The 12,896-nt window shown below is 60.8% G+C and carries 11 protein-coding genes; 4 read left to right on the top strand and 7 right to left on the bottom strand.

The features are described 5' to 3' along the window. Positions 1-51: 51 nt before the first annotated feature. Both AC07U1_RS18725 and AC07U1_RS18720 read right to left on the bottom strand, forming a co-directional pair. Entirely contained in the window at positions 52-840 is a 789-nt protein-coding gene (locus AC07U1_RS18725; protein ID WP_495177948.1) for an SDR family oxidoreductase, read from the bottom strand. Beyond that, positions 837-1,214, bottom strand: coding sequence for a nuclear transport factor 2 family protein (locus tag AC07U1_RS18720; RefSeq protein WP_495177949.1), 378 nt, complete (start codon positions 1,212-1,214; stop codon positions 837-839). The genes AC07U1_RS18725 and AC07U1_RS18720 overlap by 4 nt, the downstream gene beginning before the upstream one ends. Before the next feature lie 98 nt (positions 1,215-1,312). On the opposite strand from AC07U1_RS18720, the gene AC07U1_RS18715 reads away from it, so the two are divergent. Beyond that, positions 1,313-2,224, top strand: coding sequence for a LysR family transcriptional regulator (locus tag AC07U1_RS18715; protein WP_495177950.1), 912 nt, complete (start codon positions 1,313-1,315; stop codon positions 2,222-2,224). Between the two features lie 143 nt (positions 2,225-2,367). On the opposite strand, the gene AC07U1_RS18710 is transcribed toward AC07U1_RS18715, so the two are convergent. The 3 genes from AC07U1_RS18710 to AC07U1_RS18700 all read right to left on the bottom strand — a co-directional run bounded on the left by AC07U1_RS18710 (position 2,368) and on the right by AC07U1_RS18700 (position 5,474). Next, positions 2,368-3,204 carry an alpha/beta fold hydrolase gene (locus AC07U1_RS18710; protein ID WP_495177951.1) on the bottom strand — a complete coding sequence of 279 codons (837 nt, stop codon included), beginning with the start codon at positions 3,202-3,204 and terminating at the stop codon, positions 2,368-2,370. A 25-nt stretch (positions 3,205-3,229) separates the two neighbouring features. Beyond that, positions 3,230-4,150 (bottom strand): acetoacetate decarboxylase family protein, encoded by a 921-nt coding sequence (locus tag AC07U1_RS18705; protein WP_495177952.1) that lies wholly within the window; start codon positions 4,148-4,150, stop codon positions 3,230-3,232. Between the two features lie 82 nt (positions 4,151-4,232). Further along, positions 4,233-5,474, bottom strand: coding sequence for an NADH:flavin oxidoreductase/NADH oxidase family protein (locus AC07U1_RS18700; RefSeq protein ID WP_495177953.1), 1,242 nt, complete (start codon positions 5,472-5,474; stop codon positions 4,233-4,235). Between AC07U1_RS18700 and AC07U1_RS18695 the strand changes: the two genes are divergently transcribed. The 3 genes from AC07U1_RS18695 to AC07U1_RS18685 all read left to right on the top strand — a co-directional run bounded on the left by AC07U1_RS18695 (position 5,376) and on the right by AC07U1_RS18685 (position 8,553). Further along, complete coding sequence (locus AC07U1_RS18695; protein WP_495177954.1) at positions 5,376-6,029, top strand: MerR family transcriptional regulator; 654 nt, start codon at positions 5,376-5,378, stop codon at positions 6,027-6,029. The two genes, AC07U1_RS18700 and AC07U1_RS18695, sit on opposite strands and share 99 nt — an antisense overlap. A gap of 354 nt (positions 6,030-6,383) precedes the next feature. Then, a complete protein-coding gene (locus tag AC07U1_RS18690) occupies positions 6,384-7,994 on the top strand; it encodes a hypothetical protein (RefSeq protein ID WP_495197777.1) in 1,611 nt (536 codons plus the stop codon). Between the two features lie 136 nt (positions 7,995-8,130). Beyond that, entirely contained in the window at positions 8,131-8,553 is a 423-nt protein-coding gene (locus tag AC07U1_RS18685; protein ID WP_495177956.1) for a hypothetical protein, read from the top strand. Between the two features lie 369 nt (positions 8,554-8,922). Here the strand turns inward: AC07U1_RS18685 and AC07U1_RS18680 are convergent, their stop codons facing one another. Together AC07U1_RS18680 and AC07U1_RS18675 are read right to left on the bottom strand one after the other, a co-directional pair. Beyond that, entirely contained in the window at positions 8,923-9,936 is a 1,014-nt protein-coding gene (locus AC07U1_RS18680) for a hypothetical protein (protein WP_495197776.1), read from the bottom strand. A 602-nt stretch (positions 9,937-10,538) separates the two neighbouring features. After that, positions 10,539-12,821 carry an arylsulfatase gene (locus AC07U1_RS18675; RefSeq protein WP_495177958.1) on the bottom strand — a complete coding sequence of 761 codons (2,283 nt, stop codon included), beginning with the start codon at positions 12,819-12,821 and terminating at the stop codon, positions 10,539-10,541. Between the last annotated feature and the right edge of the window lie 75 nt (positions 12,822-12,896).

The raw sequence follows: 12,896 nt of genomic DNA, 5'->3' as shown, positions 1-12,896 counted from the left end.
CCCTGCCGGCTGCCGCGTCCGCTGCGAGGTGCGAACGTCGGGGCAATGACCTCAAACGGTCGGAACGGTGCCGCCGTCGATGACGAACTCGGCGCCGTGGATGGCGGCAGCGCGATCCGAAGCCAGGTAGGCGATGAGATCGGCGACCTCATGTGGATCGGCCGGACGCCCGATCGGGATTCCGCCGAGGCCGTCAAGGACAACCTGTCGCGCGTCTTCGATCGTACCGCCATTGGCAGCCTGCAGCCGCTTCAGCAGTTCCTCGGACGCGTCGGTCATGATCCAGCCGGGGGAGACGATATTGACCCGCACCCCCTTCGCCCCGAGCTCCTTCGATATCGACTTGCTGTAGGTCCTGAGCGCAGCCTTGGCGGCGGCGTAGGCGGTCGTCGATTCCGGAAGCGGCAGGACCGACTGGATCGAGGTGACATGCACCACCGTGCCGACGCCGCGTTCGACCATCTGCGGAATCAGAAGTCGATCAAGGCGAACCGTGGCCAAAAGGTTGAGGTTCAGCTCTCCGAGCCAGAGATTGTCGGTCAGGGCGGCAAAGCCCCCGCCCGGTGATGATGAACCGCCGATCACTTGGGCGACGATGTCGACGCCGCCCATATGCGCGAGCGCCGCTGCAGCAAGGCTTTCCCCGCCCGCCGCTGTCGTCAGGTCGGCCCGGACGAACTCGACGCCGGCAATGGGTTCGGGGTTTCCGCGGGCGGCGGTCATCACCCGGGCGCCGCCGGCCAAGAAACGCTCGACAGTGGCGCGGCCCAACCCCTTGGTGCCGCCGCTGACGACGACGCGCTTTCCCGCGAACTCGGCCGGATCAACTGCGATGCTCATAGGGTGATCTCCAGCGTCTTGATCAGGTCATTCTCGAGCGTGAAGTCATAGGTGAAGCGGATGGGGCTGCCCTTGAAGTCGCCATGGGCCGGGCCCTCGACGACGATCCTGCCATTCTCGTGACGCACGCTGTCCGGCGTGAAGATGGCCTTCACGGCGACGACCTCGTCTTCGAACAGCGTCCTGATTTCGGGGTGGCCCGCGTGGCGGTGGCCATTGTCCACAATAAGCGCATCGGCGGCAAACGGCTTCAGCATGCCGCCGACATCCAGCCGCGCGTTGGCCTCGACAAAGTCGGCGATGGGTTTCGGCAAGGCTGCGACAAGCGCTTCTGCGCCGGCATTATTGGTGTCGGATTTGCTCTTGGTCTGCACGACAAGTCTCCTTCATTTGACTTGCCCCCGTTGTAAGACCAGCGCACTATCCGGATAAGTAGGCCAATCTGGCATGAGCTAGTGAAGGATTCGGGATAATGTCGCGACTGGCGCTTCGGGATTTCGACGCTGTGCTGGCAGTTGCGCGGCGCGGCTCCTTCCGGCAGGCCGCCATCGATCTGGGCATGTCGACGACGGCGCTCAGCCACATGATCGCGCGGATCGAAACCGAGCTTGGGGTGCGCCTGTTCAACCGCACGACACGGAGCGTCGCATTGACCGACGCCGGGCGGGTCTTCGTCGATCGCCTTGGCCCCTCGCTTCAGGATGTCCGCGAAGCCATCGAGATCGTGCGCGCCCGCGGCGAGACTCCTTCCGGGAAACTGCGGATAAACGCGCCGCCCTTCGCGGTACGCTCGCCCGCTTTCACCCATTTGCTCCTGGAATATTCGCGCCGCTATCCGGACATGCATGTCGACGTCGTGACCGAGGGCCAGCTGCGCGACATCGTCGCCGAAGGTTTCGATCTCGGCGTTCGCGTCGCCTCGCTCGTTCCGACCGACATGATCGCCCTGTCGCTCGGGGAAGCGCAGCGCTTCGCAGCGGTCGCCTCGCCAGCCTATCTAAAGACACGGTCGGGACCGCTGGTACCGACCGATCTCCTTTCCCACGACTGCATTCGCGTCCGCCTACCCGATGGCGCGCTCTACCGTTGGCATTTCGAGAAGGGCGGCGACCTCGCGCAGATCGAGGTGAGCGGCCCGATGACGTTCGATGAGTTCAACCTGTCGCGCGCCGCTGTAATGGCGGGACGCGGGATCGGCTTTTATTTCGAACAGGATGTCATCGCCGATATCGAAGCAGGAACGCTTGTCCGCCTGCTTGAAGACTGGACCCCACCCTTCCCCGGCCTCTGTCTTTACTATCCTGGCCGAAGGCATCCGTCCGCCGGGCTGGCCGCATTCCTGTCGGTCGCTCGCGAACTAGCATCAACCCGCGTAAAATCGTAGCCCCCCTACGGGCACTGGCCGATGGACGACGGCCCGCGTTGCAGGATGCGCAGCGCAAGGATGTCTTAGGGGGCCTCAAAGCGGGCGCTCGGTAAGCGGTGGGAAGGATGCGCACCGGCAGAACCACCGGTGCGCTAACTGTTTCAGCTTCGGATGAACTTCAGAATGTCCGCGTTGACGACATCGGCGTTGACCGTGAGCATGCCGTGCGAGAAGCCGGGATAGATGATGAGTTCGCTGTTCTGCAGCAGCTTGTCCTGCATGAGGGCGCCGGTCTTGTAGGGCACAACCTGATCATCGTCGCCCGCCAGCACGAGCGTCGGAACTGTGATCGCCTTCAGATCCTCGGTCTGGTCGGTCTCGGAAAAGGCCTTGATGCCCTCGTAATGCGCCTTGGCGCTTCCCATCATACCCTGACGCCACCAGTTCTTGATCACGCCTTCGGACGGTTCGGCGCCATCACGATTATAGCCGTAGAAAGGCCCCGCGGGTACATCGAGGAAGAATTGCGCGCGGTTGGCGGCGAGCGCGGACCGGAAGCCGTCGAACACTTCGACCGGCGTGCCGTCGGGGTTGCCGTCGGTCTTGACCATCAACGGCGGCACCGCGCTGACGAGCACGGCCTTGGCGACTCGGCCCTGCGGCTCGCCATGCTTGGCGACATAGCGCGCGACCTGACCGCCCCCGGTCGAGTGGCCGATATGGATCGCGTTCCTGAGGTCGAGATGCTCGGCGACCGCCGAGGCGTCGGCGGCATAATGGTCCATGTCGTGGCCGTCGCTGACCTGCGCCGAGCGCCCGTGTCCGCGGCGGTCGTGCGCGACGACGCGGAAGCCTTCGCCCAGGAAGAACAGCATCTGGTTGTCCCAGTCGTCGGCGCTGAGTGGCCAGCCATGATGGAAATGGATCGGCTGCGCGTCCTTCGGCCCCCAATCCTTGTAGAAGATATCCGTGCCGTCGCTGGTCGTCACATAGGCCATGGTCATTCTCCTTACGTAAAAGCTGTCAGTATTGGCTTCGCAATGTCGGAAGGGGCTGCAAAGAGCGCGGCAGATACAGAACCATCTGCGCCTCCTTAACGACGTCGAACCGCAGGATGTTCCCGGCGCCCAGCCCACCCAGCAACTGGCTGATCGGACCATCGGCGCGTGACAGTTTGACATCGCGCGGGAACAAAGTTTGCGCAAACTCTATCGGGTTGGTCACAAACTGCGTCTGGCGCCATTCGCCGTCGACCAGACCGATCGACGTGTTGGTCGAAAGCCGCGATTGAGACGCGATCCGCCGGAGCGAAGGGAGAGGTGCCGTCAATGTCACATCAGCGGTGCCGTCGGTTGCCGATATGCTTGCCGTAACGCCGTTTGATGAGATATCGAACCCGATATCGGTCCGCCATTTCGGCAATTGATAGCCATACACGCCCCGCACCCGCGCAATTTCGGTATCGACCGGCAGCGCCAGCACATGGGCAAAGAAACTCTGCCGCCGCATCGAATCCATGAGTTCGAACACATGCGGCCCGCGCGCGCCGGGGCGCCGGATGACGATGGCGACCGACACTTCGTTATATGGATCATTGTCGCAGACCGCATAGGAGAAGAAGGTCAACGCCACGAGCCCGTAGCCCGGGAATGCGCGCAGCGGCTCCAGCGGCGCCGGCAGCATCGAGCGCAGCTTTTTCACGGGCGCGAGCATCAGCGCCTGCACATGGCCGGTGCGATAATAGAAGTTGGGCGCCCAGGTCGGGCCGATCCGTGACGAAGCCATCACTTTCGGGATCCGGCGAAAGAAATCGACATTGCCCGCGGCGGGATCCTTCGCCACCTCGTCGAGATCCGGGTTCATCCGGAACCGGTCGTAGTAGCCGCCAGCAGGGACCGCGACCTTGTGACCTCCAAAATCGACCTCTGTGAACCGCTCGGTCATGGCAGGGCCTTTCGCCATGCCATGCTAGGCTTAAACCCCGGTTGAAGGTCAAGGCCGCCAGCCTGTCTGGTCGAGCCTTCCATCACGCCACAACCTCTGACCGGCCCGCCATCCAGCGACGATAAGCGCGCGCGTCGCGCTTCGCATCGAGCTGCGACAACAGGAGTGCCCAGACGGGCGAGACGTCGGGTTTGGTCCGCCGGTTCCGGCCAAGGCGAACGAGCTGGTATCGCACTGCCGCCATATGCGCCGACGAGGCGACCGGCTTGTTCTTCCATTCGATCGGCTTCAGCGCCGGCGCGTCGTCGCGGCCGAGCCGCCAAGCACGCGGCAGGCCGGGCTCGATCGCGAGCGCGGTGGCGATGCCCGCCATCGCGACGCCGCTTTCGATGACCGCCTCGGCGACCGCGCGGCGGCGGATGCCGCCCGTCACCATCAGCGGCATGGTGGCGACCGCTGCGATCTCCTTGGCAAATTCAAGGAAATAGGCTTCGCGGGCGAGCGTGCGGTCATCGCGTGCGGTCCCCATCATAGCCGGCGCCTCATAGCTGCCGCCCGACAATTCGACGAGATCGACGCCGAGGGGTGCCAGCATTTGGACCGCGGCGCGCGCATCATCGGGCGAAAAGCCACCGCGCTGAAAATCGGCGGAGTTGAGCTTCACTGCAACCGCGAAGTCTGGCGCGACCGCCGCCCGAATATCGCGGACGATATCGAGGAGCAGGCGGGCCCGGTTTTCGAGACTGCCGCCCCATCGATCGGTACGCCGGTTCGATAGTGGCGAGAGGAACTGGCTCAGGAGATAGCCGTGCGCGGCATGGACCTCGACACCGGTGAAGCCTGAGCGCTCGGCGAGCCGCGAAGTCGCGACGAAGCGCTCGCGAACCTCATCGATCTCGGCTTCGGTCATTTCGCGCGGCACGGGGAAGCGGTTCGACTGCGCCCCGAGATCGAGAGCGATCGCCGACGGCGCGAGCGTCTCCTGCCCCAGCCCCGCCGGCATCTGACGTCCCGGGTGGTTGATCTGCATCCAGACCTGCGCGCCCTTTGCGCGCGAGACCTCGGCCCAGGTCCTGAAACGCCCCAGATGGCGGTCATCCTCCAGCACCACGCCCGCCGGCCCGGTCATCGCGCGCGCGTCGACCATCACGTTACCTGTGATGATCAGCCCCGCCTCGCCTTCTGCCCAAGCGCGGTAAAGGTTGATCAGCGCATCCGACGGCGCATGGTCGCCATCGGCCATATTTTCTTCCATCGCCGCCTTGGCGATACGGTTGGGAACTATGGCACCATTGGGCAGCGCCAGGGGAGAGAAGAGCGACATCTGCGGGTCTTTCGAAAGAGGAATTTGACAGCTTGTAACCTTCAAGTTAAATTTAAGGTCAAGCTTAAAGTCTCGAGGACCGCAATTATGAAAATCGGCGAACTCGCAAAGCGCAGCGGCATCACCCAGTCGCGCATCCGCTTCTATGAGAGCATCGGCCTCCTGAAGATGGTCGATCGTCGGCCGAACGGGTACCGTACCTATCCGCCCGATGCGCTCATCGTGCTCGAGTTGATCGACACCGCGCAAAAGGCGGGATTCAGTCTCGACGAGATCCGCGCGCTCGTGCCGGGCAACCTCGAACAATGGGATCATGGATCGTTGATTCCGATTCTCCGCGGTAAGGTCGAGGATATCGAGGTCCTCGAGGCAAGGCTGACGCAAAGCAAAGCAGGACTTCTCGCGCTGATCGCCGATATAGAAGCGAAGCCCGACGACCTAGACTGCGCGGCGAACGCCCGGCGGGTCCTCTCGCGTATGCTGGCCGGCGACATGGGTGTCCCGGCGATGGCACCGGGCGACGTCAAGCGTCTCGGTCAGGCAGGTCGGAGCTAGCGAACTCGCGGCATTGGCCGGTTGCAGACTGTCCGCAATTGGGTGTCAAACAAGGAGAGCGGACGTTCAACGAAGAACCGGAGAGCTCGCTCAACGGGATAGCGAGATTTACTGGCTAGACTTTGATGTTTTCCGTCAGGGTCAGCGCATCTTCACCGTCGACGCCGGGTAAACGCCCTTACATAAGTCATCTCGCGGACAGGTCGAGCGCTTCTCGCGCGCGCTGCGAATGTCGCTTGATCGGCAACGTGACAATCAGAACGTCTCAAGCTATCGGCGTCTTGGGTCGCGCCGCTTTTCTTCTCTCGCCGAGGCGACACGATGCGCATACCTGTTTTATCCCGACTATCCACTTTGCTGATGCTGGCACTTGGCGCGGGTGCAGACGCGCAGGCCCAAGCCGGTCTCGAAAGCTGGACCTGCACCGCGGTCGCAGAAGGCGCCCATTGCATTGAAAGGCTGGACGCCGCCGATCTTGCCGTCGCGGTTCAGTCGTCAGCGCGCGATTTGCGCAAGCTCAAGGCCTACAGCGCGGAGGAATGGCGCAAACAGCAGCGCGGCGCGCAGGGCAAAGGCCCGATGGGTCAGTATAAGCTCGGGATTGCCGACGCATCCGGAGCGGTCGTCTTGCCCCCGCTCTACAATCATGTCGCGATCGTCGATGACAATACCACCTACGCCGTGCTGCTGACGATGAATGGCAAGGCTGCGCGGTACGACAATCTGATGATCGACCTCACGACCGGAGTATCTCGGCCTGCCGACCCCGGTCTCCCCACCTTCTTCCGTCCTCAAACCTATTTGACCGCGTCGGGCCATCGCTATGTCGTGGGTTACAATGACAGACATTCCGAGGCCGCCGTGCCGTTCAACCACCAGCGTTTCCGGGCGTGGGACGGCAACAGGTTTCGGGTTCTCGGTGATGTCAGCCTCGAAGGCGGGGGCTCGAGCGGCCCCAACCTCCTGCGATTGTACGGCGAAGTGCTGGTGCTCCGACAGACGTCGTTGAGCCACATCACCCCTGTGCGCATCTTCGACCGATCGCTCACCGAACTTCACAAGGACCGCGACTTTGTCATCGCACGTGACGACAAATGGCGGCTCACGACCCTCGCCGCAGTGGAACCGATCGATGGCAACCGGGTCTACCGTCCGCTCACAGCGAACGGTGAGTTGGAGACGCGGCCCGATGGTTGGATCGGGTTCGTGGCCAGCCACCCCGATCCGCAGTGGGAATTGTACGACGGGAATTTGCGCGTCAGCGTTTATCGGACGCCGCGCGGGATCCGCTACCGTTACGCTGGCGGCGAATATGTGTCGCTCGTCACCGATCCAGCGCTGATACCGGCTTTCTTCGGCAATTTCCGCGGTCGCACCGGGCGCCAGACGGTATTGGGACGGCTCGAGACCGGGCAATGGACCGCAGTCGAAGATCCGGCGCGCCAGACCTATGCGAGCGTCGCCGACGCCGTCGCCGACCTGCCGCGCCGCAACAGTAACATCGGTGCCGCCGCCTACGCAGCCGCTCAGACCGCGCGAAGCAAAGGCGACCGAGGCCAGCTAATCGCGGATTTCCAGGCCCATCTCGACACGCCTGCCTATTCCCCCGACGGCACGAGCCTGATCGCCAAGGCACGCAGGCTCGGCGGAGACTATCTTCTGACCTATGCGCGGCGCTTTCCGCTGGAACCGCAGGACCTCGCCGTTCTGTGCACCGGTGGCCGGAATGCAATGATTTGCGACAGTCAGCGCTCGCGTCTCGCTGCGCTCGATGCCGCCAAGGCCGCGCGCGCCGAGCGTGGCGCCGAAGCCGCTGCATTCGCGAATGCCATGGCGGCAGCGGCCAGCCGCCCGAGTGATCCGGCGCTTGTCACGGTCCGCACCTATGACAGCAAAGGCAATTACCTCGGCGATCGTCTGATGACCCCGTCTCAGGCCCAGACGATCGGCGCCAGAGCCTATTGAGGGCAAAGCATATCTACAATTCACCCGCACATCAGGAAGACAGCCGGTACCGAGGTAAGGCTTTAAGGATCGAACGGCTTGAACCGCACCCAGTCCAACGGTCGAATATCGATGAGCAAGCAAAGGGAGACCGACGATGGCAAAAGGAAACTATCTTATCACGGGTGCCGCCATGGCGGCAGTGGTCGTCATGACATCGGCGGATGCGAAGTCTCCTCCACCACCGGCTGAAGTGGCTTCCCGTTGGGAAAGCTATTTTGCTGACAGCAGCTATAGCTATTATCGCGACCCGGCGATCGTCCGCGACGGAACGAACGCAAGTTTGTGGAAGGTATCCGTGCCGACGCCGTCCATGAGCAAACTCGGCGTTCCCACGAGCTATGAACGGGTGACCTATGATTGCGTGGGCAAGCGCAAGAAGATCATGGAAATAAAACGCTTCAAGGCGGATGGATCGATCCAGCCGCCGCCTGAAAAGGATGTCAAACTGGACAGCTGGTTTCCGACGCTGAGCGCGTCGGATACATTGCTTCTACGCGAAGTTTGTTCATCGATTTGATGGTCGCGCAACGTCGTCGCAGAATCGCCAATGACCGCGACTAGGTAGAAGCCGCGACTTCGTCGTCGCATGCAAGCCACCGCTATCGATCGGCGACAATTGAGCTCGCCCAATGCGCGGGGGCGCTGATCAAGGTTGGCCGATTGCAGAGTGGCAGCTTTTTGGATTAGCGAAGGAAAAGCAGCCCTCCTCTGTCGATCAAGGATTGTTTGCAGCCAAAATATTCATACCCTAGGACCCGGCCACAGAGTAACAAACAAAATAGTTTACAGCCGCGGACGAAAATGCGGCCTTTAAAAAACCAAGTTAAATAAGAAACTCGGGCCTTAATCATCACTGAAAGTAAAAATTATCCAAATCCGGCCTTCATTAGCGCTTCACGTCCTTCACACCTACAAGGCCAGAATATTTTCCGGAAACCAACAGGCCGGTCGGACTGATATTGAGGGTCAGTAGCGCATTGTCATACTTTTGACCTTTGCCTAGATACGTCCTCCAAGCGACCTTACCCGTTCTAAAATCAATTGCAGTGATGTACCATTCGTCCGCTGTTCCCGGCTCCAAATCGTGAAAATAAATCAGGCTGTTGCCGAGTGACAACTTCGGACCCGTCGCCGCCCGAATTTTATCATTTTCCCAGATGAGATCGCAACCTGTCAAATCACGCCGAACATCGATCCGCGCAAGCCCTGGGCGCCCGTCTGCGGATCCTTCCAGCAATGTGAAGCCCTTGTTATTTCCGACGATCATCGAATGATCATAGCCGATAAACGAATTCTCCAGCACCGTCTCGCCGGCTTCGAACAGAGGCACTTTACATATTAATCTCTTCGAGTCCGGTACCAAATCAAGGCGATAGACGAGCGCATTGGGCCGTGGTTCGGAATTGTCGCCGAAGGCGATAATCCGGCCGCCCGCCAAAATCGTCGGGGTCGTGCCCGAACCCGTTCTATTCAAATTGCCCCAGCCGCTTCCACGCGACGGACCGGAATCGTAGGCTGTGCGAAACTTGGTGGTGACTGCATTTTTGCCAGCCTCCACGCCATAAAGATGCTTGTCTGTGACGAAGAAGACGCCATCTTTTGAGGCAGCGAGGCCATTGCGTATCGATTCACCGGGGAATTTGCGCGCGTGAATGTTGCCGTTCGGGTCTACGAAGCCCACAATGGCGGGCTCCCAAAATACAAACCACCAGTTGCCCTTCCAGTCTGCGACGACGTCCATCGGCATCGTGCGAGGACCTATTTTCTTGATCGGCACGATGCCCGATAGATCGATGCGCTTTTGCAACTTCCACGTAGGACCGCTCTCAGTTTCAATTATTCGCAGCATGACGAGCGACCTGTCGCCAGAAGGGATCACGACATCGCCCTTCTCGTCCATTCGAAAATAGAATCCCGCCATAGGGGGAAGCTCGTATGTTGCGAGCGGTTGGAGTGTCTCGGGATCCAACAGCAAGAGTCGGCTAGCAGTCCGCTGCCCGACGCAAACTGTTATCACCCTGCCCTTTGCGTCGAAGGATTGCGTTGAGCAAAGGGATGGCTTTTCAATCGGATCGTATGAAACGACCGAAACTTCGGCGCCAGTCGGTCCGGTCGCTTTGACGGCGTGGCTATTATAGCTGTCACCGTGAGCGCCCGAATAGCCATCGTTATTCTGGTATGGGTGGACAGGCATAGGAAGGTCAGGAAGCCTGTGCACCTCCTTGAAAGAAATATCGGCGCGTTGGGAATCGTAGTGGCCAGGCGTTACTTCCGATCGACCTGCTTCTTGCGCGCCGACCGGTACTGATATGCATAACGCGGCACCTCCGAGGAGACATACTGCCCGAGAGTTCATTGCTCACTCCTCTTCATAGCGAATCCGCCTCATCGCTTGAGATCGCGGTGATGGAACGTGAACGCGGATCGACATCCCAAATTCCTGCGGCCGAGTCTTTGAACGGCGCTCGACGAACCACCGCTGGGCCTTTGCAAATGCCCATCTCAAGGCCGCGGCCGATTGAAATCGAATACGATCTTCGAGATTTTGCCATCGAAGGGCATGCCGGCGACGTAGTCATCACTGACCGCGTTCCCCCAATCAATGCCGATATCGAATGTTTCCGCGACGCCGTATGTCGCGGGCATCATATATTCCACAGTGCGTTCCCCTATGATCCGCCCATCGCGAAGAATAGTGACGCTCACCTTGGCGGGCTGCCCATTGGTTGCAGGAATGCGGCCGATGTTGAGGCCCAGCAAGTTTTCACCCTTGCCGAGGGGTCGATCGCCCACAATCTCATATCGCGTGCGACCCGCAAGCGAACGCAGCGTCAGAATGGGCACACCATCACGAAGATGCAGCGCAATTCCGCCCATGGCGCCTCCCCGAGCAAAAATCGGGCCGGTTTCACGCCCGGTTTCCAGGCCGACAGTGGCCGTCATCGTGAATGGCATCAAAGTGATCGGCGGCCCGGCTCGCTCCGCGATGTGCGATACCGGAGAAGGGAATATCCATTTGCTATCGCGGCGGATCATTTCCGCCTGGCGAAGCTTGTTCTCAAAAGGCCTTGATTCCGCGATGTTCCCGATCGGATAGACATTATATTTCTTCGCCTGCCGGTCGAACTCAGCGGAAAGCTGCGCAACCTTTTTGGGGAATTTGCTCGCCAGATTGACAGTCTGCCCCGGGTCCCCGCGCAGATCATACAGCTCCCACGGCTCATCGGCCGGAGACAGATCAGACATGTCCCAAGTCTGGGTCCTGTGCGTCGTCACGATCGACCAGCCGCCTGACCACAGTGCCTTGTTGCCGTACATCTCGAAATATTGCGCCTTTTTACGGTCAGCCGCCGAGGCGTCCGCAAGCGTGTATCCGAAGCTCAAACCCTCCATGGGCGATTGCGGAACATCGTTCAGTATCCTGGCAAGCGGGACGCCGGCCAGTTGCATCAAGGTGGGTGCGATGTCGGACACGTGGACGAACTGCCCGCGCAACTCCCCTCGCGCCGCAATGCCGCGCGGCCAAGACACTACTAACGGAACCCGTGTCCCGCCTTGGTGTGCAGTCTGCTTGTAATAGCGGAACGGCGTGTTGCCTGCGACAGCCCAGCCGAAGGAATAATGCGGATAAGTCTCTCGCCCACCCCATTTGTCGAAATAGGGCATATTCTCCGCGACGGACGGCGTACGCGCATTGGTGAAGAGAACTTCGTTATAGGTCCCGTCGCGAGCCCCCTCTGCGCTTGCCCCATTGTCGGTGGTAATCAGAACAATCGTATTTTCCAGCTCGCCCGACCGCTTGAGGGCGTCGAGCAGCTTTCCGAACTGTTCGTCGGCGTGGCTAAGGGAAGCCGCAAAAACCTCCATCTGCCGGGCGTAGAGGCGTTTCTCGTCGGCATTGAGACTTGCCCATTCGGGCATCTCGACCGGGCGGGGGGCAAGTTTGGTGCCCGCCGGAATTAATCCCTTCTCAATCTGGCGCGCGAGAATGCGCTCGCGGGCCGCATCCCAGCCATCGTCGAATTTTCCCTTATAGTGATCGATCCAAGATTGTGGGGCATGATGGGGCGCGTGCGCCGTGCCGGTGGCGTAATAAGCGAAGAAGGGACGTTTCATTTCCTGCGCCGAACGCGCGGCGATCATCTCGATTGCCTTCGCCGCAAGGTCGCGATCCAGATGATAATCCGGATCGTTCGATGCCTGTATGGGCGCATTATCCTGCATAAGCATCGGCTGCCAATTATCCGTGTCGGGCGCCAAGAAGCCGAAATAGCGATCGAAGCCCTGTCCTAGCGGCCAGAGGGAGAATGGCCCTGCGGGCGTCATCATCCTCGTCGGCAGATGGTCCCATTTCCCAAGCGCGAAGGTGATGTAGCCAGCGGAACGGAAATTGGCAGCGACCGTCGCATCTTCCGGCGGGATCACCCCGTCATAACCGGGAAATGGGCGAAAGGCCGCCGCATGCCCACCCATATGGACGCTATGCGAGTTGCGCCCGGTCAGGAGCGCGGCGCGACTGGCAGAGCAGATCGGGGTAGTATTATAATTCGTGTAACGGAGTCCTGCCGCCGCGACACGGTCGATGTTAGGCGTCTCAACGAGTCCGCCGAACGCCGACATCTGCGCAAATCCGACGTCGTCGAGCATCCAAATTAAGACATTTGGTCTTTGGTCGGCGACCGGCGGCGCTTGGAGATCCTGCTTGATAGACTCATCTTGAGCCAGAACGGGTGACCCCGACGCGAGGAGGGCTGCGAACAGAGGGGCTGAATGGACCAATTTCATCGATATTCTCCAGGCGCCAGGGCATGCAGGCAGGAAATCGCCCCAGCGCCCACGGTTTCCGTCGGCGCTGGCGGC

Source organism: Sphingopyxis sp. GW821-FHT02C12 (assembly GCF_059421785.1).
The sequence above is the reverse complement of the archived record's forward strand: the minus strand, read 5'-3'. Positions and strand labels throughout refer to the sequence as shown.